This window comes from Protofrankia sp. Cr2 (assembly GCF_963555885.1).
Lineage (GTDB): Bacteria > Actinomycetota > Actinomycetes > Frankiales > Frankiaceae > Protofrankia.
This window is the reverse complement of record NZ_CAUVXG010000008.1, coordinates 98,695-119,260: the sequence shown is the minus strand read 5'-3', so window position 1 is coordinate 119,260 and position 20,566 is coordinate 98,695. Positions and strand designations below refer to the sequence as shown.

Annotated in this window: 17 protein-coding genes; 3 read left to right on the top strand and 14 right to left on the bottom strand. The window is 66.4% G+C overall.

Annotated features, from left to right (window positions below; genetic code table 11):
- Nucleotides 1–84: 84 nt before the first annotated feature.
- The 6 genes from U9978_RS06720 to U9978_RS06695 form a co-directional block, all read right to left on the bottom strand.
- On the bottom strand, nt 85–1,719 hold the full coding sequence (locus tag U9978_RS06720) for a Wzz/FepE/Etk N-terminal domain-containing protein (RefSeq protein ID WP_322760175.1): 1,635 nt from the start codon (nt 1,717–1,719) through the stop codon (nt 85–87).
- A 496-nt stretch (nt 1,720–2,215) separates the two neighbouring features.
- Nucleotides 2,216–3,199 (bottom strand): hypothetical protein, encoded by a 984-nt coding sequence (locus tag U9978_RS06715; protein WP_322760174.1) that lies wholly within the window; start codon nt 3,197–3,199, stop codon nt 2,216–2,218.
- Nucleotides 3,200–3,224: 25 nt separating this feature from the next.
- Nucleotides 3,225–4,496: a hypothetical protein gene (locus U9978_RS06710; RefSeq protein WP_322760173.1), complete on the bottom strand. Its 1,272-nt coding sequence runs from the start codon at nt 4,494–4,496 to the stop codon at nt 3,225–3,227.
- A gap of 113 nt (nt 4,497–4,609) precedes the next feature.
- Nucleotides 4,610–5,893 (bottom strand): class I SAM-dependent methyltransferase, encoded by a 1,284-nt coding sequence (locus U9978_RS06705; protein WP_322760172.1) that lies wholly within the window; start codon nt 5,891–5,893, stop codon nt 4,610–4,612.
- 100 nt (nt 5,894–5,993) lie between these two features.
- Nucleotides 5,994–6,542, bottom strand: coding sequence for a dTDP-4-dehydrorhamnose 3,5-epimerase family protein (locus U9978_RS06700; protein ID WP_322760171.1), 549 nt, complete (start codon nt 6,540–6,542; stop codon nt 5,994–5,996).
- Complete coding sequence (locus U9978_RS06695) at nt 6,542–7,567, bottom strand: SDR family oxidoreductase (protein WP_322760170.1); 1,026 nt, start codon at nt 7,565–7,567, stop codon at nt 6,542–6,544. Before U9978_RS06695 ends, U9978_RS06700 begins: the two co-directional genes overlap by 1 nt.
- Before the next feature lie 279 nt (nt 7,568–7,846).
- Between U9978_RS06695 and U9978_RS06690 the strand changes: the two genes are divergently transcribed.
- On the top strand, nt 7,847–8,752 hold the full coding sequence (locus U9978_RS06690) for a glycosyltransferase family 2 protein (RefSeq protein ID WP_322760187.1): 906 nt from the start codon (nt 7,847–7,849) through the stop codon (nt 8,750–8,752).
- Here the strand turns inward: U9978_RS06690 and U9978_RS06685 are convergent.
- On the bottom strand, nt 8,718–9,926 hold the full coding sequence (locus U9978_RS06685; protein ID WP_322760169.1) for a glycosyltransferase: 1,209 nt from the start codon (nt 9,924–9,926) through the stop codon (nt 8,718–8,720). The two genes, U9978_RS06690 and U9978_RS06685, sit on opposite strands and share 35 nt — an antisense overlap.
- A 138-nt stretch (nt 9,927–10,064) precedes the next feature.
- Here U9978_RS06685 and U9978_RS06680 point away from each other — a divergent pair, with 138 nt between their 5' ends.
- On the top strand, nt 10,065–11,360 hold the full coding sequence (locus U9978_RS06680) for a glycosyltransferase family 2 protein (protein ID WP_322760168.1): 1,296 nt from the start codon (nt 10,065–10,067) through the stop codon (nt 11,358–11,360).
- Between the two features lie 32 nt (nt 11,361–11,392).
- Complete coding sequence (locus U9978_RS06675; protein ID WP_322760167.1) at nt 11,393–12,046, top strand: PIG-L deacetylase family protein; 654 nt, start codon at nt 11,393–11,395, stop codon at nt 12,044–12,046.
- 20 nt (nt 12,047–12,066) lie between these two features.
- On the opposite strand, the gene U9978_RS06670 is transcribed toward U9978_RS06675, so the two are convergent.
- From U9978_RS06670 to U9978_RS06640, 7 genes are all read right to left on the bottom strand, one after another.
- The gene (locus U9978_RS06670) at nt 12,067–13,479 is read right to left on the bottom strand and encodes a hypothetical protein (RefSeq protein ID WP_322760166.1); all 1,413 of its coding nucleotides are present in this window, start codon (nt 13,477–13,479) and stop codon (nt 12,067–12,069) included.
- A 31-nt stretch (nt 13,480–13,510) separates the two neighbouring features.
- Complete coding sequence (locus U9978_RS06665) at nt 13,511–14,539, bottom strand: NAD-dependent epimerase/dehydratase family protein (protein ID WP_322760165.1); 1,029 nt, start codon at nt 14,537–14,539, stop codon at nt 13,511–13,513.
- A 5-nt stretch (nt 14,540–14,544) separates the two neighbouring features.
- Complete coding sequence (locus U9978_RS06660) at nt 14,545–15,426, bottom strand: glycosyltransferase family 2 protein (protein ID WP_322760164.1); 882 nt, start codon at nt 15,424–15,426, stop codon at nt 14,545–14,547.
- 37 nt (nt 15,427–15,463) lie between these two features.
- On the bottom strand, nt 15,464–16,630 hold the full coding sequence (locus tag U9978_RS06655) for a nucleotide sugar dehydrogenase (RefSeq protein ID WP_416210871.1): 1,167 nt from the start codon (nt 16,628–16,630) through the stop codon (nt 15,464–15,466).
- Between the two features lie 184 nt (nt 16,631–16,814).
- Complete coding sequence (locus U9978_RS06650) at nt 16,815–17,864, bottom strand: glycosyltransferase family 2 protein (RefSeq protein ID WP_322760162.1); 1,050 nt, start codon at nt 17,862–17,864, stop codon at nt 16,815–16,817.
- Between the two features lie 32 nt (nt 17,865–17,896).
- Complete coding sequence (locus U9978_RS06645) at nt 17,897–18,790, bottom strand: WecB/TagA/CpsF family glycosyltransferase (RefSeq protein WP_322760161.1); 894 nt, start codon at nt 18,788–18,790, stop codon at nt 17,897–17,899.
- 411 nt (nt 18,791–19,201) lie between these two features.
- Nucleotides 19,202–20,536: an O-antigen ligase family protein gene (locus tag U9978_RS06640; RefSeq protein ID WP_322760160.1), complete on the bottom strand. Its 1,335-nt coding sequence runs from the start codon at nt 20,534–20,536 to the stop codon at nt 19,202–19,204.
- Nucleotides 20,537–20,566 lie beyond the last annotated feature (30 nt).

Below are 20,566 nucleotides of genomic sequence, written 5' to 3'. Positions count from 1 at the left end.
TGACGTCCCTGGTCACGCTGGCGCTCTGGGCATCAGCCACCTGTGCCGCCGACCTCGAAGTACCGCCAACCGCCGCCCAGGCGCTCACCGCTTACCCGTGGGACGGACGTACCTGTCCGTAGCCTCTCTGTCGCTGCGCCTACGGCGCCCGGCGTCCATCGACGGCCTCGACGATGCGCCTGGCGCGGAGGCAGCACGACCACCGGCACCCACGAGCGGGCCGACGATGTCGTCAGCGGCGCTCGCGGGCACCGCATTCCGCGCGGACCGACGCAAGCCGGACCGGCCGTCGAAGACCACGCCCACGATCCGCCCGGCCAGGGCCGGCCAGTCCCGCGGCACCCGCGACAGCTCCTTGAGCAGGGAATCACTGCTGGCGACAACGATGATGGCATCCGCCTGCGCGGCGGACACGGCTGTCGTGGGAAGCTCACTGAGCGTCGGCGTCAGCAGGATGACAAGATCGACGACAGGAGCGCGCTCCGCCAGGATGGGCGCGAGCCCACCAGGCCGGGCAGCCCGCGCCGGCGCGACCCGGTTATACAGCAGATGCCCTCGGCCGGTGCCGGATGAGCGGGCCAGGCAGGTCTGCTCGTGCGCCCAGCGGGGCAGCTCGCCGGAAACCGCTGGAGGCAGGCGCTCCAACAACGCGCGGACGTCCTGCTCCGGGGAAGCATCGATGATCAGTACAACTCCCTGATCGTCTGCCCAGCTCGCGGAGACGGCCGCCACCAGATCGGCACCCAGATCGCCTCGCACCGCCGGAACGAGCGCCACCACTTTGACAGTGGGCGTCAACACCGCGGACATGGCGGAGACAAGAGTGTCGGTCGGGAGTCCGAGGCCACGCCGGTCGGGAACGTCGGCAAGCAGTGGAGCATCAAGGGCAAGAGCCGCGCCGCGCCCGTCGAGAACCGTTGGCCGGCGCAGGTAGACGCACCAAACCAGTGCCGCCGCCAGGAACATCCCGACCAGTGCGCCAACCAGAGCGTCACGGAACAGATGCGGTGCGACCTTGCCATCAGAGCGCGGAGCCTCCGCCAGAGTCACCGAACCGGCCCTCAACGCGGCGTTGACCTGCGCCTCGGGAATCCGTCGGTTGAGATCGGCGATCTGTGAGTTGAGGTTGCTGATCTGACTGGCAAGAGCCTGTTCGTCTGCGTTACGAGGCAGGGCCGCCTGCTGGGCCTGCAGCCTCTGGACGTTCTTGTACGTATCGTCCCGCAGCTTGGTAAGCCGCTCGACAGCGCCACTGCTATCCGCCCCATACTGGGACAGAAGTTGCTGATAGGCGGCCTCGGTGGCCTGGACCAGCCGCACCGACTGCTCCTCGGTGCCGCCCCTGCCGACGATCGTGAAGAAGTAACCTCCCGCCGACGGCGTGACCTTCACCCGTTTGGCCACATAGGGCCGCGACACCTTGAGCTGTTCGGCGATCAGGTCCAGAGCCGCGGTGGATGCGGCGAACTGGGCCTGTGTCTGGACGACCCGGGTGGCATCGACCGAGCCCCCGCCGAGCGCCGCGTCGGATGTACTCAGGAACACCCGGCTCGTCGCCTGATACACCGGAGCCTGCCGCTTGGCGAGGATGAGCGCCAGCGCCGCTCCGATAACCACCGCGATGACGATCGTCAACCAACGGCGTCCCAGGATCCGCAGCAGGGACACCCCCGCAAGACCCCGGGCCGCGTCGGCCGACGGCTGCGCAACCGGGCTCACCTGCGCGCTCCCGTCGACTCAGGCACGATCAGCACATCGGAGATCCCACGGAAACGAAGGGATCGGCCGCCCTCGTGCCACCCGGATCGCGGAAACATCGCAGCCCCCTGTTTGTGGTGGCCGCCGGACGCGCGAAGAACCATGATCGCGCGCCCTTTGGCCAAGACTCCATCTCACGGCCGCCGGACGCGCGAAGAACCATGATCGCGCGCCCTTTGGCCAAGACTCCATCTCACGGCCGCCGGACGCGCGAAGAACCATGATCGCGCGCCCTTTGGCCAAGACTCCATCTCACGGCCGCCGGACGCGCGAAGAACCATGATCGCGCGCCCTTTGGCCAAGACTCTTCCACCGCGCACACAATTCCATGGCGACGGAGCCAGCTTGTGAGCATAGCTCGTTGCGCACAGTCGCAACCGGGTGCCCCGAAGCGTCGGTACACAGCCGCACAAACCCCCTGGTCATCTCCTGGAACCTGCTGTGAAACAGGCTCTTGTCAGGCATCCGGTTTCGGTGCATCCGGTTTCGGTGCCCCCGCTTTTGGTGCCCACGGCGTCTGCTGACCACGACTGCGTGACCAATGCGCGACCGCCGTAGCCACAGCGGCCCAGTCGGTGCCAGGTGCCAAGAACCGCTGCTCCATATGCGTGACCAGATCTGGATCAGGTGCCACCAGCGTCCGCCGCGCGCGCTGACGCCGCGCAAGAGCGACAGCGTCGGCGGCGGTCCGCACACCGACCAGCGCGACCCGGCGAGCCGCGGCCCGAGGCGGCCCCATGTGTCCGGGATCCGGCCTACCGCCGGCGAGTTCCCGCAGGCCGAACGGCCGGTATCCCTGGTAGGCCAGACAGGTGGCATGGTCCCATGCCTCGCCGAGGAACGGGCAGGTACGCAACAGCCGCTCGTCGGCGAGCACCGCCCCGAGCCGTGCCCCGAACGTGCTGGTGGCGCTCACCGCGTGGTACCAGCGTGCCGTGCCCAGGAGTACCGCATCGGGATCACCCTGAGAACGAGTCGCCGAACTGATCAACGGCGAGCATCGGGTGGCTGCGGGATCAAAACGCATCGAGCTGTAGAGAGCGAAGTAATCGGCGAGGTCCAGCTCGTTCGCCGCCCGGACGAGATCGCGCAGGCTCGCAGCGGTGTAGAGGTAGTCGTCCTCGGAAAACCAGACGAGATCGGCCGGCGACCAGCCCCGCTGCCGGGGCAGACGCAGCACCCACCGGTATGACGACCGGTTGCTGCCGCAACGGACGCCGAGAACCTCGCCCGCTTCCGACATCATCTCCAGGCGGCCGGCGGGAATCGGCCCGTCGTTGACGAAGACAAGTTCGGTCTCAATATCGACATTGTCCGCCGCACGCAACAGCGACGCGAGGGCCAGGGACTTGTTGTAGAAGTCCGGTCGGTCCTTGCGGTTCTCGCTGCCGACGGATCGGTAGACGATGTGCAGTCTCACCGCGAACTCACGATATCTCACCGTCCGCCCCGACGACGCCGACCGATCAACACACCGTCCGCATCGCCTTCGGCCCGCTGGGCGTGGCCTTCTCGGCAGACCCGAGCAGGTCACGAGTCGGAGCCTCGGCCCGGTGCGCGGCTCGGCGCAACAGCACGAACCACAACGGCACGGTCATCCAGAAAGCGACAATGTACCCGACGACAGCCCCGTGCAAACCGTAGAGCGCCAGACCTGCGATCGGGAACACGAAAAGAGCCGGCGCGAGCACACAGTGGACGCGGAAAGTGAGCTTCGGCTGGCCGAGCGCATAAAGCATGCAGGCCGGTCCGACTGACGCAGCCGCCCCCGCCTGCTGGATGATTGTCAAAACGAGTATGCCACGGGTCTGCGCCCACGTGTCACCCAGCAATGCGACGCCCACGCGGTCGGGAACAAGAAGGAACAACGCGCCCCACAGCACGCCGGCACCGACGACCAGACATGAAAGCATGGTCGCGGACCGAATGCGGGCGCGGGCGGACATGTCCCGCCGACGAGAGAACTCCGGAATCGCAAAACTGATGATACCGACGGCGAGAATCGTGGTCGGGCCGAGCAGGGTCTGGACCCCACGCAGCGCGCCGACCGCGATCGCGGTGGCGAATACGCCGATCAGCAGTGTCGACCCCTGCTGGGCGCCCTGAACAGTGATGTACTCAGCGCTCATGTAGCCCGCGACCTCGCGGTGCCGTCTGATCCATTCACGCGACCGGGCCGGTGCGGGCCAGAAACCGGACTGGGCGATCCCCAGCAGGGCTGCCGCAGCGGCGGCTCCACCCCAGGCGAGCAGATACGTCGCGGACGACCCGGCGCCATGACGGAGCAGGAAGAACACACCGCCCAGTTGGATCACGGTCCACACCGTGTCGTTCACGGCGGCCTTCGCGGGCCTGCCTTCGGCGATGAACACGTAACGCCACGCATCCTGCAGGAGTAGGCCCGGCATGACCAGACCCATCGCGGTTATCGCCGCACCGACCGTCGAGCCCAGCACCGTACCGACGGCTACCAGACATCCACCTGTGATCATGCCGAGTACCAGCGCCGTGCCGGTCGCCGCGGCGCCGGCCGCCCGGAAGATCCGCGGGGCGGCGTCGGCATACTTCATGCCCAACGGTGACGTACCAGCGGCCCGGGAGAAGCCGACGACCAGCGCGAACAGTGCGAAGGCGATCGAGAACGCGCCGAACTGGCCCGCCGAGACCCGGCGAGCGACGGCGAAGGCGATGACCGCGTTGGTGCCGCTGGAGACAACCTGGTCGCCCAACGTCCACATGGCCTTCGACCGCCCGGAGGCACGACCGGCGCCGTGTCGCCGCCGCCTGCAGGCACGACCGGCGCCGTGTCGCAACCGGCCGTGGTCGGACTCCGGCACAGCGCACGCCGACGTCAGCAAACGACCGGTCGAGGAACAGGCACGATGAACTTGCCGCCACGCCGGGCGAAGGCGGCCTGCTGCTCCATGATCTCATCCCGGACATTCCAGGCCAGCACGAGCAGGTAGTCGGGTCGGCGCTCGGCCAGGACGGACGGGGCCAGGATCGGCGTGCGCGCCCCCGGGATGTACTTGCCCTGCTTGTGGACGTTGCGATCGACCACGTACTGGACGAGGTCGGTGGTGATACCGCTCGAGTTCAGCAGGGTGGCACCCTTGGCAGCGGCGCCGTAGCCGGCCACCGTCCGGCCTCGTCCGGCCAGCTCTCGCAGCAGCGCAAGCAGTTCGGCCTGGAGCTCGCGCACGTCGGCACCGAAGCCGGCATAACGCTCAAAGGTGTCCAGGCCGGCCGCACGCTCACCTTCCAGGCGCTCCCGGAGCTGCGGCGAATCCCGATCGGCCGCGGTCCGCCGCATCCGCCAGCGCAGCGTGCCACCGTGAAGTTCGGGAAACTCCGCCACCCCGACAATGCTGAGACCGTGGCGACGCATGAGGGTGTCCACAGCGATTGTGGAGAAATAGCAGAAATGTTCGTGGTAGACCGTGTCGAACTCGGTGTTCGCAAGCAGCGCCCCCACACCCGGGTTCTCCACGGTGATTACTCCGTCGTCCGCGAGGAGGATCGACATCCCCGCTACGAAGCTGTTCAGATCAGGTACGTGCGCAAGCACGTTGTTCGCGATGATGACGTCTGCGCGCAGGCCGTCGGCAACCAGCTCCCGGGCCAAGTCTGCGCCGAAGAACTCCGCACGGGTCGGCACACCGATCTCACGGGCCGCCGCCGCGGGACCCGGCGACGGTTCGATACCGAGTACCGGAATCCCCCGCTCGACGAAGGCCCGCAACAGGTAACCGTCATTGCTTGCGATCTCCACGACGAGGCTGTCGGGGCCGAGGTCGTGGCTGGCGATCAGATCGATCACATGCTTTTCGGCATGCCGGCAGAGCGTGTCACTGAACGATGAATAATACGGGTAGTCTGCGTCGAAAATCTCCGCTGCCGGCAGGGCATGGGTGAGCTGGACCAGTGCGCAGGACTCGCAGAAGCCGATTTCCAGGGGGAAGACCGGCTCCTGCCCGGCGAGGTCGTCCGGCCGCAGCAGCCGGTTGGCGATGGGAGTACATCCAAGCGTCAGGAACGGGCGCGGCGACGGCCCACCGCACGAACGGCAGGCCGCGACCGGCACGGCCGCGACCTGTCCACGGGGCACTGACTGGCCGGCGTGCTCGGATGACATACGGTCCCCTCGTGCATGATATTGATGGCTTCAGGTGGGAGGGATGTGGCGCCCACGCGAACAACGCGCCGCCTACCACGGGTAATTGCCCCACCGCCGGTCAGCCGGCGGCAACCGGCGGCTCGTCGAGCAGCGCCCAGGCACGGTCCTTGGCGGAGACGACCGTAGCAGTCAGCGGCCAGCGGATTGCAAGACGCCGGTCGTCGTAGCGGGCACCGCGGTCATGGCCGGGAGCGAAGGGTACGTTCATCTGGTAGGTCGCTTCGGTGGCGTCGACGAGCGTCTGGTACCCGTGAGCCAGACCAGCCGGAACGAACAGTGCCCGGCGGTTGTCCGCGGTGAGCTCGACGGCGACGTGGTGAAGGTAGGTCGGCGACCCGGGGCGGAGGTCCACGGCAACGTCGAACATGGCCCCACGGGTACAGCGGACGAGCTTGGTCTCCCGCACCGGTTCAGCCGCCCAGTGCATCCCGCGGATCGTCCCGGCGCTGTGGTTGAAAGCGACGCTGCACTGGGCCACCTCGGGCGCCAGGCCCGCCGCGACGAACTCGCGTGCGCAGAAGGTCCGGGCGAAAAGGCCGCGGGAGTCGGGTAACGGCTCGACATCCACGATGAACACCCCGGCCAGCCCAGTCGACGTTATGATCATCAGTACGTCCAAAAAAGCTCGTCATCGACCTGACCGGTCTCGATCAGATACTGGAGCTGCCTGATCCGGATATGCCCGCGGCCCGTGAACGTCTCCCCTGCCAGCTGGATACGCGCGAAGATGTCATGCAACTGCCTGACTCCCAGCGGAGCATCCCAGTCGCAGGAGAAACCGGGAAGCACATCGTTGATCTTGTCGAAGTCGACCCGATAGCTGCGGGTGTCACCACTGCTGTCACCGAAGCTCAGCCGACAACCGGTGAAGATACTCGCGACCGCGTCCGCGATCTCCTTGATCTGGTAGTTCTGCGTACTGCTGCCGACGTTGAACACCTCGTTGTGGATGAGCCCGGGTGGCGCGGCAAGCACGCACCGGATGGCCTTGGCGATGTCCAGACCGTGAACCAGGGGACGCCATGGCGTCCCGTCGCTGGTCATCGCGATCTCGCCGGTCGTCCAGGCCAGCCCGCAGAGATTGTTGAGCACGATGTCGAACCGCATCCGGGGGGACGCGCCGTAGGCGGTGGCATTACGCAGAAACGTGGGCGAGAAATCGTCGTCGGCCAGGGACCCGACATCGCGTTCGACAAGAGCCTTGCAGCGCGCGTACGGCGTCTGCGGGTTCAGGGCGGCGGTCTCAGTGACGTTGAGGCCCGCTGCGGCGCCATACACGCTGCACGACGACATGTAGACGAATCGGGATACCCCGGCATGTTTCGCGAGCGTCGCCAGCCGGACGGAACCCTCGTGATTGACCTTGTAGGTGACCTCGGGTGCGAGTTCACCCAGCGGATCGTTGGACAGTTCGGCCATATGCACGATCGCATCCACACCGGCCAAATCCTCGGCCGTGACACGGCGTAGATCCTTGTCAAGGGTCCGCGGGCTACAGTCGGCACCCCGGTGGAGCCAGCCGAACTTGTAGTAGCCCGTATCCAGGCCGAGGACCGCGTGGCCGGCACGCATCAGCCCGGGTGCGACCAGGGCACCCAGGTAGCCCTCGGAACCGGTGACGAGCACCTTCATCCGCATGTCCTCCTCATGCCGGAACAGAACCACCGGAGCAACAAAAATCGCACTACCGAAGCACAACATGGTACGGCCAGGCATCCCTCGACATGAGACCGTACCCAGCCGACGCGGCCTGCTGGTCAGAGTGCGCAACCCGTCACCAGACGGCGAACCCCGTTGGGGGATACCCACTTCGGTCGGATCATCACGTCATTCGGACCAGCGAGCGGTCAGCAAACACCTGCAGTGATGTGACACACTCACAGAGTGCACGACGTGCAACCAGCCACGGTGATGCCCGCCGACCGTCAACCGGAATGGCCGTTCGAGCTTGTCCTCGTCAGCTATCACAGCCGAGATCAACTCGAACAGATGCTCGCCAGCCTGCCCGTGAACATCCCGATCGTGATCGTCGACAACGCCGGTGGCGCGGACCGTGTCGACGAACTCGTCGCCGCCAGGCCGCGGGGTCGCTATGTGGACTCCGGCGGTGGCAAGGGGTTCGCCAAGGCCGCGAACCTGGGGGTGCGGACGTCGCGCCACGAATATCTGATCTTTGGAAACCCGGACAGCCGCCCATCGATCGAGATCATGATCAAGCTCGTGGACGACGTCCGCAGCGATCCCGGCCTCGCCACCAGCGCAGCCACGATGACAGGCCCGGACAACCGGCCTGAACTGGGCAACGGCGGCTGGGAGCCGACACCGCGTCGGGTCCTCATGCACGTGATCGGAGCACACAAGATCGCCCCGACCGTCGGCCTGTTCGCCCGTCCCAGGCCCGGCCGCCCGATGAACGTCGACTGGCTCACCGGCGCCTGCCTGGCCGTCCGGCGTGAAACGTTTCTCACGATGGGTGGATTCGACGAGAGTTTCTTCGTCTACAACGAGGACATGGCGCTGGGACGTCAGATCCGTGCAGCCGGCATGCGCCAGCGGCTGCGGACGGACCTACTGGTACCGCACAGCGCGGGTGGTTCGGGCGCACCGAAGATCTGGATGTTGCAGATGCGCGGCGCGTCCATGATGAACTACCTGGCCATGCACAACTCCCCGACACGGGTGCGGCAGATGCAGGCGATGCTCGTGGCCGGATACGCCGGCCGCACGGTGCTGTCATGGGCGCGCCGAAGGCCGGCCACCGCGGCCGAGCACCGCTCATACGTCAGAGGGCTCCTGGCCGGGCCGCCCCCGCCATAGCCGATCGCATCCGCTCCAGGAGTACCTCCCTGTCGAGCTCGCGGGCGACGAACGCCCGACCGGCCGCGCCGATCCGCATGGCCAGACCGGGCGCGTCCAGGAGTGCGCAGACCGCGTCGATGAACCCGGTGGAGTCGTCCGCGATCATCAGGTCACGCCCTGGGAGCCAGCCCAGGCCACGACCGCCGACCCGGGTGCTCACCACCGCGACCCCAGCCGCCATCGCCTCGACCACCTTGATGTTGACCCCGGAGCCCGATCGCATCGGGTTCAGCGAGACCGCTGCGCCGGCGATGTATCCATGCACGCTGGTGACATCGGTGTGGACGCTGACCCGGTCGTGACCTCGCAACCAGGCCACCAGCCCGGGTTCCCCCCGCCGGCCGACGACCTGAAGCGACGCCTGCGGGTGTCGGGCGCGGACGGTCGGCCAGCAGTCGGTGAGGAACCATCGCAGTGCCTCGATGTTGGTCGGGGTGTCCAGCGATCCGACGAACAGCAACCGGCCGGGGTCGCGACCGGTCACGACCTGCCGAGCGGACGCCGTGACCACCTGGGCGGGCAGGAAGGGTGGCAGGTGGATCGCGCGCGCGCCACAGCGTTCCCGGCGCCAGGCGTGGTCGTCCGCGGAGATGTCCGCGATGCACGTGACGGTCGGCGACTGGTGGAGAAGACGCTCGGCCCTGCGGAGCTTGCGATGTTCCAGTTCGTAGGCCAGTGCCCACAGCCCCGTGGCGGCGCCCGCCAGCGCCCGGAAGTACTCCGAGTCGATGTTGTGGGCACGCACGAGGTGCGGGATCCGCCAGGCGCGGGCAACCTGTTCGCCCAGGTGTGCGGCCCGGCAACTGTAACTGATCACCGCATCGGCGGATGGCGGCGTGACGGCGAGCGCACGCCGCAGAGCGCCGAGCGGGCGTGAGGTGTATGCATACGGCCGCAGCCTGAGATGCGCCAGCGGAGTCAGGCTACGCGGCAGCCCGATGACCACAGCGCCGGGCAGTGCCGCCTGGTAGGCAGCCAGGTCAAGCGCCTTCGGCGTTGGGACGAGCACCCGCAGCCCGATCCCGGCCGCCGAGGCGGCAGCCAGAAACGTCAACGTCTCCACCCGGCCGCCGGCGTCCGCGGGTAGGAACGGCTCTTCGACCGCAACGATCCAGCGCTCTGTGCCAGCCATCAGCCGCTCCCCTACGTCGGTTCGCCCGGACATCACGCCTGAACGCGTTGAGTGACAGGCCAATTCATGTCCGCATCCACAGCGAACTCGCGATGACTCCGAATGGTTACCTCAAAAACACAGGATACGGTGTTCGCCATGACGGGAGTACGCAGCATTGGACGTAGAGTCGCGATATCGACACTTGGAGCGACGGCAATGTACGGCCACGCCGTGTATCCGCTTTACATCGCGCTGAAAAGCCGTAGTCACCCGGCCGAGAAGCCAGAAGATCCCGACATCTGGCCGTCAATGACCGTGGTCGTCTCGGCATACCGCGAGGCGACGGTGATCAGAAAGAAGATCGATGAACTCTCCGCCGCCGGATATCCGGGTCCACTGGAAATAATCATCGTCGCGGATGACCCAGCCACCGCGCAGGCGGCTCGACGGCCCGGCATCACGGTGCTTTCAGCCGGGGTGCGGCTGGGCAAGTGTGAGGCCGTCAACCGGGGGGTCGCCACCGCGAGTCACGACATCGTGGTGCTCTCGGATGCGAACGCGGGGTTGGCCCCCGGTTCTCTGCGGGCCGCGGCGCGGCATTTCCGCAACCCGACCGTCGGTGCGGTGGCCGGTGAGAAGAGGGTCGATGACCCCGCCGGTGTCCAGGGCTTCTACTGGAAATTCGAGTCCTGGCTGAAACAGTGCGAGTCGACCATCGGCCAGACCATCGGCGTCGTCGGCGAGATGCTCGCGTTCCGCCGGGAGGTCTTCCAGACGCTGCCCCCAGACGTCGCGGTGGACGACGCCTGGCTCGCTCTCGACATCACCGAGGCCGGCCTGCGGGTCGTCTATGAGCCGTCCGCGTACTCGGTCGAGACCCCCAGCTCCACGTACAGCCAGGAGTGGGAACGACGGACCCGGGTGGTGGCCGGCAACCTCGACATGCTCTGGCGCCGCCGGGCGGCGCTGGTGCCAGGTGCCCTACCGGTCACCCCACAGTTGTGGGGGCACCGGCTCGTCCGGTCGTCGTTCGGGCCGATGGCCCACGCCATGCTGATCGCGGTCAGCGTTCCCGCAGCCCGGCACAGCCGGATCGCACGGCTGTTCCTGGCCGGTAACGTCGCGGGAGCGGGCAGCCTGATCACGGTGATCAGGGGTGGTAACCCGCCTGCACCGCTACGCCTCGCGGCCCAGGTCTTCTTCCTGCAAGCCGTGGCACTCGGCGGAATCCGCCGTTTTCTCAAGGGGGAACGGCCGGCGGCCTGGCCGAAACCCGATCGCGCGAGCCCGTTTCCAGACCGATCGACGGTGGTGGTCGGCGAACAGACCGGCCCACCCACCCACACCGCGGTCGATAACAGCCGTTTCGCACATATTCGGAGGCATCGCCATGTATTTTTCCGGCCTGCCCCAGGTGTTCGGTTGGCACGGCTGGGTAATTCCAGGACGTGAATCTGATGCGCACGGCGCGAAGGTAGTCGCCGATGTTGGAGTTGACCGCCGCGCCGCCCGCCGACGGGCATGGCTATCGGATACTCGCTCTCGGGGCGCACGCGGACGACGTGGAGATCGGCGCCGGCGGTACCATCATCACGCTCCTCGCCCGATATCCCACGGCGTCAGTGCACTGGGTCGTCTTCGCGGGATCGGGCGAGCGCGGCGCCGAAGCCGAGACGAGCGCGCGCAATCTGGGCGGCGGCTCGCTGGGTTCCCTGCATCTGCACGAGGTCCGGGACGGCTTCCTTCCCCGGGAATGGGCAGGGGTCAAGGAGGTGCTCCTGGCGATCGCGCGGCAGGTCTGCCCGGATGTGGTGTTCGCGCCGTCGCTGGGCGACGCACATCAGGACCATCGCACGCTCGGGGAACTTGCCTGGCAGGCGTTTCGCGGGGCGCTGATCCTCGGCTACGAGATCCCGAAATGGGACGGCGACATGATGCGTCCCACGCTGTACGTACCGCTGTCGGAGGAAACCGTCGCGGCAAAGCTTGCACACATCACCGAGCACTTTCCCAGCCAGAAGGAGAAGCCCTGGTTCGACGAGGAGACCTTCCAGGCGGTACTGCGGTTACGCGGAGTCGAGTGTGGTACACGTTACGCTGAAGGGTTCGAGGCCCGGAAGGTCATGGTGCGATGGTGACCTGGTATGCCTGCCGGCGCTCAACGGTCGAGCACGGCCTGACAGGGCAGGTTCGCTGACCATCCCGGCGGACTGACCCGCACCGTGACCCCCGCGGAAGCGGGCAGGGTTGCGCAGTGTGCGCGGCCCGCGTCCAGCTCCCGGCTGAACCGGGGGCCGTCACCGCGGGCGTTGTCCATCCAGAACCCCGTTGCCATGGCGAAGACCAGCAGAACCACGAAGGCATACTGCAGGAATCCGACCCGTCGCGGTTCGCCGACAGCCAGGTTGTCGCCAACGGTGACCGCAGAGTCCACGATAACAGCGGTCGCCGACAGCAATATCAGCGCGGGTGCGAGGGCGTACCGCGGGGTTGCAGCCCCGGCGAGTAGCACCGGCCCGGCATAGAGCAACACGCTCTGCCCAACCATGATCATAGCAAGCCAGGTGGATGGTGCCCGGCGACGCTTCCAGGCGAGCGCGGCGAACACGCTGAGCAGCATGACCGCCAGAAGTATGAACAGCACTGCCCGGGGCGAGGTCACCGAACGACCCGGTAGCCTGTCCCCGAACAGCCCGCCAGCCAGCACGTTATGCGCGTAATACACCGGAATCTTCAGTGGGCTGAGCGCCAGCGGTTCGAACGCGCGGTCCGTGTGGCCGGTCACTCGCGGAATCATCTGCACGACGAATCCGGCCAGGAGCACGGCGCCGGGCACCCATCCACGAAGCCCCCGCAACAGCACTCCCCGCAGCAGGGCAACCGGAGCCAGCAGGATCATTGTCGGATCGGAGAACACAGCGAGGGCCACCACCACCACGGCCAACGCGCCGAAGGCCCGCCCGCGCGGGTTCCACAGCAACGCCCACACGCTCGCCGCCATCAGCGGGAAGTGCACGTTCGCGGCGACGTTGTTGAGGACCTCGCCCTGACCCACCGGAAGGACGACGAATGATGCGGCTAGCACCAGCCGCACCGGCCGGTGACGCAGTGTGGCGCCGCTTGCGACATAGACGAAGACAGCGGTGGCTGCAAGGAGCAGGGCCGAGAGGACCGCAAAACCCGCTGCCGCATCCCGCAACGGCAACAGAGCGGCGAGCGCCGCGACCGTCCTCGGCACGACGTGCAGATATCCGGCATAGGTGGTGCTGAAGGCGTCCAGTACCGACAAACGCACGGACTGTTCCAGGAAAATATGCCCATCCTCGGCCCACATCGTGTCGAGCGCGCCGATCCCACCCTGGCGGGCGAGGGACACCAACGTGCCGGCGACCAACGCCGCCAAGAGGAGCAGCACGTTGCCGGGACGCACCAACGGCCCGGAGTCCAGCGGGAACACTGACCGGAGGCGGTCGGACAGCTCAATGCGCGCGGCGAGCCCACGCGGACGCCGATGCGTGACGACGACCCGGCCGGCGGCGACAACGGTCCCGCCGGACCTGCGTGATGCCATCCTTGACCTCCAGTCAGCTCCAGATCCCGCTCTAGATCCGGCCGTCCGTGACCGCCTGCTCGATCCACGGGATGACCTCGTCCAACATGACCTCGAGAGGCGTGTCGGCGGTGAATCCCAGGACGCGCTGGGCCTTGTCCACGTTCGGCACCCGCTTGGCCACGTCGTACTGGAAGGGGTCGTCGCTGATGTAGCGGAACTCCTCGTCCGGACCCTTGATTTTCTTCCAGATCAGCTCGGCCAGCTCCAGGACAGTGGTCGACTGGGCGGTGGAGAGGTTGAAGTCCTCGTTGAGAGCATCCGGATGCTCCATTGCCGTCACGATCCCCGCGGCCAGATCGCCGCCATAGGTGTAGTGCCGCACCTGGCTACCATCACCGAGGATGTGCAACGGGTCCTGGTCCTTGAGTACTTTCTGAACCAGGTCGGGCACCACGTGGCTCATGGCCAGCTTGACGTTGCCCGACAACACCTCGACCTCGCCGAGCGCCCGGCCCTCGCCGACACCGACACAGTTGAAGGGCCGTGCGATCGTGTAGGGCAGCGCGTACTGGTCCCATGCAGCCCGAGCGAAGTACTCGACCGCGAGCTTCTGGAATCCGTAGGAGGAAAGAGGCGGCGCGACCTTGCGCTCGTCGCCTTCCACTGACGGCCAGCGGTCCGTCGACTCGAACACCATCGACGAGCTGAGGTATGTCACCTTGCGCAACCGTCCGCCGGCGCGGAAGACCCGGATAGCGGCATCACACGACGAGGCGATGATGCGCTCGTTCGTGGCGAGCAGGTCATATGCGTAGGTGTGGAAGTAGGAAATCCCACCGATCATGGCCGCGCCGGCGATGAAATGATCGCAGTCGGCGAGCAGTTCACTGAGCAGATCGGTGTCCCGCGCATCGCCCTCGACAAACCGGTAGTTCGGATGCTCGTCGTAGCTGCGGGCGACCGGCCCGTACTTCGAAAGATTGTCCAGACCCACCACGTCGTAGCCACGACCCAGCAGATCCTGCACAACATAGCCACCGATGAAGCCGGCCGAACCGGTCACCAGAACAGTTGCCATCTGTATCATTCCTCGATATCTCTCGGGGCCTCCGCCGACGCGGGAGAACCAGTTTTCGCGCTGTCTTCGGACGGAGTCTCACCCACACCCTTGACCTTCGGGAGCCGCGGGCGGGGATAATTTCCGTTTCGTGGGCCGGGTCCACCGGTTCCCGCGGTGTGCCGCAGGGCCTGAAGTTCGCCGACAGTCAACCTCCGACCGAAGGCGAAGCGGTACCACTGGAGGTACTCGGGCAACCAGCGGGCAAGATCAAAATTTGACTCGCCGAGTGCCCGGTCAAGCCATATCGTCGGAATCTCGGCGACGGGCAGGCCGAGACGGCGCGCCTTGGCGGTCAGCTCAAGACCGATCTCGAAACCGGACCGGCTGTCGATTCCGACGTTACGGACGAAACTGGTGGAATACGCCTTGAAACTGTTCGTCGCGTCCCGGGTACCGATACGTGTCAGTAGCGACAGGGATCGCCCGGCCGCGCGCGACAACACCCGCTTGAGCATGGGGCCGCCCACCTGCTGACCGCCGGGCATGTAACGGGAAGCCGCGGCGACCACCACACCACGGTCAACCAGCCGCGCCAGCTCGTCGATCTGGCGCGGATCGTCACTGCCGTCCGCCATCGTCACCACGGTGACCGGCGCGACCGCGTGCTCTATGCCGAAGCGAATCGCATTCGCCGGCCCCCGCCCGTAGGTGTTGCGGACCGGTCGCACCCGCGGGTCCTTCTCCGCGTAAGCGACCAGGCTCGGCACGGTCGAGTCACCCTCGAAGTCATAGATGACCATGATCTCACACGGGAGACTCACTGATTCCAGCAGGCGGTCCAGCACCGGCACGATGGCGTCACCCTCGTTGTAGACCGGCATCACCACGGACACCCGCGGAGTCATCGGAGGTTCTCCGTACCGCCCTCAGTGGAAAAATAAATCATACCCGCACACCTTCGCCGAGAAGATTCCAGATGTCGACCACCGGCTTGTCCGTCGCCAACGTGGCGTAGTCCGGATGCGGTGCGGCCAGGACGAGGAGATCGGCCCGCTCGAGAACCGTTTCCAACGGCAGCAGACGAGCATCGGTGGTGACATACGGATCGGTGCAGAGCGTGCCGGCCGCCGAGTAGTCGAGAATCCTGCGGAGCTTGTACGACAGGCTTGCCCGGGTGTCGTCACTACCGCCCTTGAACGCCATCCCGAGTATGCCGACGACCATCCCGGCGAGGTCGAATCGTTCCTTCAACCGGGAGACCAGGTAAAGCGGGAGGCCCTCGTTCACCAGCATCGCGGCATGGCCGAGAGCGAACGTGTTGTTGGTTACGGCCGCCAGCTGCATCGTGTCCTTGAACAGACATGGCCCGGCGGCGAGACCGGCACCGGGCAGGTCCGCCGCCCTCGGATAGTTGTGGCCGAGTGCCTTGCGGATGCGCTCGAAATCAAGATCAAGATCGTTCGCAATCATGTAGAACTGGTTGGCGGTCGCGAACTTGATGTACCGCCAGGTGTTGGTGAACAGCTTCGCGAGCTCGGCCTCCTCGGGCTGGAGGTCCACGATCTCGCTGGTGAGAACGGCGAAGAGCGCGGTCGCGCGCACCCTGGTGGCGTCCGTCCGGGCGGCGACGATCTGCGGGAGCTCGAACAGCTCGGTCATGGCCCGCCCTTCGGCGATCCGTTCCGGGCAGAAGGCGACCTGGATGTCGCGACCGATCTCCGAGATGAGTTTCTCCACCAGAGCGGTCACGCCCGGGTAGACGGTGCTGCGCAGGATGAGCAGCTGGCCGTCGACAAGATGATCCGAGAACGTACGTATCGCCCTGGGTACCACCTGCGGGTCGGGGTTGAGATGCCCGTCCACAGGCGTACCGACCACGACCACTACGTGCTCCGCTTCGGAAATCACCGCCGGATCGGTCGTGGCACGTAGCTGACCCGCCGCCGTCATCTCGGCGAGTACCCCGGCGGCGCCCGGCTCCCGGAAGGGCAGGCGACCTTCGTTGACGATCCCTACCGCGCCCGCGTCGATGTCGTACAGGCGGACCCGCTGGCCGCGCGAGGCCAGCGCGATACCCAGTGGAAGCCCCACGTGGCCGCAGCCACCCACGATGACGACATCCGTGGGAAACGGCCGCACCGCCGCCGGCTGCACGGTGCCGGTGCCGGTGCCGGTGTCACGATTCTGTGTCACTTTCTCCCCCAAAACCTCATCAGCGTGAGCGCGTCGCAGAGCTGCAGCGGTTCCCCAGCGCGGGCCTGCCAGGTCACGACTTCCCGCGCCGTGGGCATGGTCATGGCCCGGCCGCCGGCGGACCACTCGAAATGTCCGGAACCCCGATCAACGAGGCAACCGGCGGGAACCCGACCGCGGGGTTGATGGACAACAGCAGTCGCAACGCCCGTCTGTGTGTCGGCGACCGGCGGGCACGAAGACCCGCGTTGAGAATCAACGCCCAGCGCATCGCGCGCGCGGCGGCCACACCTCGGCGATGGCGCTGCAGCCGTACTCTGTTCATCTGACCCAGAGCCCATAGCTGCGGCGAGAAATTCTGATCACCACCCAGCTGGACGGCGCCCGCCGGTGGTACGTAGCGCAGCAGGAATCCGTGATCGCGAGCGCGGAGGATGAAGTCGGTCTCCTCCGAGTACAGAAAGAAGGACTCGTCCCAGGGACCCACCGCGTCCAGGCACTCCCGGGAGATCAGCATAGCGGCACCGGTTGCCCAGTCCGCGACCTGGGGTGAGGCGTACAGACGGTCGTCCATGACGACCTCCCCGAGCGTCGCAGTCCGCCCGGATCGCTCACCACCGAGCACCGCTTCGCCCAGCGCCCGAAGCACCGTGGGCTCACGGCGCAGCGAGTGGTGCAACCGGCCGTGAGCATCACGCAATCTCGGGACGCAGATGCCGGTGTCGAAGGGCCGCAGGGCGTCCCACAGCGCCGTGACACTGCCCCGGTCAAGCCGAACGTCGGAATTGATCACCAGAGCCGCCCGTCGCGGCTGCACGGTGGCAAGGCCGGCGTTGACACCCGCCGCGTATCCGTTGTTCGCGCCGGTCTCGACAACCAACGCGTCCGGGTCGGCCTTGCCGACCAGAACCGTCGTGTCATCGGTCGAGCCGTTGTCGACGACCACGACCCGCCACGAGAGCCCGCCGCGCGAGCCCGCCGCGAAGGCCCCGGGCAGTGCATCCAGGCAGTCCACGATGACCTCGGCGCTGTTGGACGTGACGACGACCACCGTCACGTCCGGCTGCTCCCCGGCCAGCGATACCGCGTGCGCCGAAGAATCACCCAGGGACGGCATGTGCAGCGCCGCCGGCTCCGCCGAAGCTGGCATCTGGGCAGAGCCCGATGGCTGACGGTCAGCGGTCACTGTGACGCCTCTGCCGGCGGGGCCAACCTGGCGTGGGATGCGGGCTGACCCTGGCGAACGACCCATGACTCAGCCGGAACCGGGTACGCGCCGGCGAGGACACGGCGCCGCAGCCGAAGCTGGGCCGGTGGCTGCCTGCTCACCAGCGTCCGCCAGATGAACAGTGGATTACCGACCAGGTAGCGACGCCACATCCGGCGTGGCTCGACGCTGAGGCGCCACATCCACTCCAGGCGATTTTTGATCATCCAAGCCGGGGCGCGCGGCACCCGGCCGGCTGTGAAGTCGAGAAACGCGCCGACCCCGACCCCGAGGCGCACGCCGGTGGCTTCCAGATAGCGGTCCAGCCACAGCTCCTGTAACGGGTTCCCGAGTGCGGTCACCAGCAGGTCAGCCCGTGCCGCCCTGATCTCCTCGACAACCGAGTCCGGATCGTCCGTCCAGCCATAGCCGTCCCGAACTCCAGCGATGCGTAGCCCCGGGATCCGTTCCCGTAGGACATCACCGGCTTGGCCGGCCACACCGGCCCGACCGCCGAACAGGAAGACCCGATACCCCTGTTCGGCGGCGAGGGTGAGCAGCACCGGGGTGAAATCCGTACCGTTGAGGTTCGCGGCGAAACGCAGCCCTCGCATCCTGGCTGCGACCGCGACACCGATACCGTCCGGCAGCACCAGGTGAGCCCGCTGCAGCGCAGCCCGGTAGGCGATGTCGGTGTAGGCGAGATTGAGCGAGTGCGCGTTGACATAGGCAACGAGTGCGGGCCGGGGATCCTCCATCGCTGCCCGGACGGCGTTGCGCGCGTCGGCAACCGTCAGACAGACCAGGGGGATGCCCTGCAGCTCGATGGACGGGAAGGACGCGTTTTCCTCCGCCGCTCCACGCAGCATGCCCCGAACGAACCGGCTGCGGGTCGACGGCAACCCGCCTGGAGATAACTCAGAATAACCGTCGGTTTTTACCGACGGTTCACTCTCACTACCCACGGCTATGCCAACGACAGCACAATCGTCGCGTGACTGGGCCCCCGTCATCCATCCCCCCCAGGTATGGCGCACTCCCACCGGCCAAATCGAGCCTAGCAGATTCGACCACGCACCAGTATCACCGGTCGCCGGCCACGACCGGCTCCACGGACAACCCCCGCCCGGTATCGGGGAACCACTCGCCACGCTGGCGGAACTCTTCTGGGATCGCAACCTGAAGGCAGGACCGGCAAGCCTTCCACGAATACAGGAAAAAGCCTGGTGAGAGTAGCCGTCAAGCCATGCGAAGGATAATCACGCAACCTGCAGTACTGATCAACGGGCCGCACCGGTCATCTGGTCGACCAAAGGCCGTGCAGGTGCAACCGAGGCGAGGGACGCACGAGGCTCCGGACGGCCCTGCTCAATCTGATCATGAGGTTGACTCGACAATCGCCACATCGCGCCGGCAAGACCAATCAACAAGAAGAGCAGCCCACCACACATCGGGAAGCTGAGTGCGTCAAAGGTCGCGAAGCTGACCATTGCCGCCGCGATGGCCGCCGCGATCCCCTGAGCAAGATCCTTACGAATGGGATCGTCGTTACGCCGGCGCGCACCGCGAGCGGTGAAGATTCCGATCAGGAAGGTCAACAGCAACAGGACCAGGCCGATCAGCCCAGCATCCACGATGGTCATCAGATACTGGTTGTCCAGGAACCGGTACATGCTCGGGATGAACGTACGAAAACCTCGCCCGAACAACGGATGTAATGCAATGTACTTCGCGGCCGCCGCATAGTCCTCGGTCCGGCCCGTGGTGCTCGGGTCGCTGCTGATGTTTGTGAACAGGCTCGTGATCGTACCGAGCAATCCGGGAATCATCAGTCGCACGCCGACGAGAAACAGTGGCATCACCTTGAGCGTGGCGAGTCGCCGCCGGCGATCCCAACTCGGGATGATGAAAAGGGCAACCACCACGATGGTAAGAATCGCCGACCGTGACACCGACATGGGCAGTGCGAGGCCGATGCTGCCCGCGGCGAACCACCGCCGCACCTTCAGCTTCCCCGGCGGTGCGGCAAACGCACGGCTTATCGCGAGAGGAAACAGCATTCCCAGTACCACACCGAACTCGATCGGATGGCTCGCGGTACCGGTGATCCGGCGGAATATCGACCGGGCGGAGATGAGATCAAGGGTCCCGTTCACCCGTAGACCCGGAATGTGGATGTATCCGGCGATGTTGAGGCCGATCGAGAACTGCAGTATGCCGAGGACCGCGAGAAAGACACCCATCCCGACCAGACGGCTGATCAGATCGTCCAACCGGCTCCACGACCGGATGCCGTCCGCGGTTATCAGGGCCACACCGGCCCAGGTCGCCAACAGCAATAATCCACGGTCAGCGGCGCGGAGTTCTTCGGGGACGATATCCGGCCGCATCGCACCGGCCGCGTAACTTCCCAACACCATGGCGGACAGGAACACCATCGCGATACGGACCGGCTGTGGGCCTGATGCCACACCCCCGAACGGCAGCATGACTGCGAGGATCCACCAGAACAGGCAGACCATTCCCAACAGATTGGCCGGTGTACCTGCGGCGCCGAGAGGGCCGAAAATCAGCTGTGACGGAATACCGAGAAGGAGCAGAACATAAAGCGACAACAATGAAGTGACATCTACATATGGCAGGTG

Bases quoted from the DNA above. Each gene is read 5' to 3' on its own strand.
- U9978_RS06710 (WP_322760173.1), bottom strand. From the start codon at position 4,496: ATGTGGACGTTGGGCGACCAGGTTGTCTCCAGCGGCACCAACGCGGTC.
- U9978_RS06705 (WP_322760172.1), bottom strand. From the start codon at position 5,893: ATGTCATCCGAGCACGCCGGCCAGTCAGTGCCCCGTGGACAGGTCGCG.
- U9978_RS06700 (WP_322760171.1), bottom strand. From the start codon at position 6,542: ATGATCATAACGTCGACTGGGCTGGCCGGGGTGTTCATCGTGGATGTC.
- U9978_RS06695 (WP_322760170.1), bottom strand. From the start codon at position 7,567: ATGAAGGTGCTCGTCACCGGTTCCGAGGGCTACCTGGGTGCCCTGGTC.
- U9978_RS06690 (WP_322760187.1), top strand. From the start codon at position 7,847: ATGCCCGCCGACCGTCAACCGGAATGGCCGTTCGAGCTTGTCCTCGTC.
- U9978_RS06685 (WP_322760169.1), bottom strand. From the start codon at position 9,926: ATGGCTGGCACAGAGCGCTGGATCGTTGCGGTCGAAGAGCCGTTCCTA.
- U9978_RS06680 (WP_322760168.1), top strand. From the start codon at position 10,065: ATGACGGGAGTACGCAGCATTGGACGTAGAGTCGCGATATCGACACTT.
- U9978_RS06675 (WP_322760167.1), top strand. From the start codon at position 11,393: ATGTTGGAGTTGACCGCCGCGCCGCCCGCCGACGGGCATGGCTATCGG.
- U9978_RS06670 (WP_322760166.1), bottom strand. From the start codon at position 13,479: ATGGCATCACGCAGGTCCGGCGGGACCGTTGTCGCCGCCGGCCGGGTC.
- U9978_RS06665 (WP_322760165.1), bottom strand. From the start codon at position 14,539: ATGGCAACTGTTCTGGTGACCGGTTCGGCCGGCTTCATCGGTGGCTAT.
- U9978_RS06660 (WP_322760164.1), bottom strand. From the start codon at position 15,426: ATGACTCCGCGGGTGTCCGTGGTGATGCCGGTCTACAACGAGGGTGAC.
- U9978_RS06650 (WP_322760162.1), bottom strand. From the start codon at position 17,864: ATGCCAGCTTCGGCGGAGCCGGCGGCGCTGCACATGCCGTCCCTGGGT.
- U9978_RS06645 (WP_322760161.1), bottom strand. From the start codon at position 18,790: ATGCTGCGTGGAGCGGCGGAGGAAAACGCGTCCTTCCCGTCCATCGAG.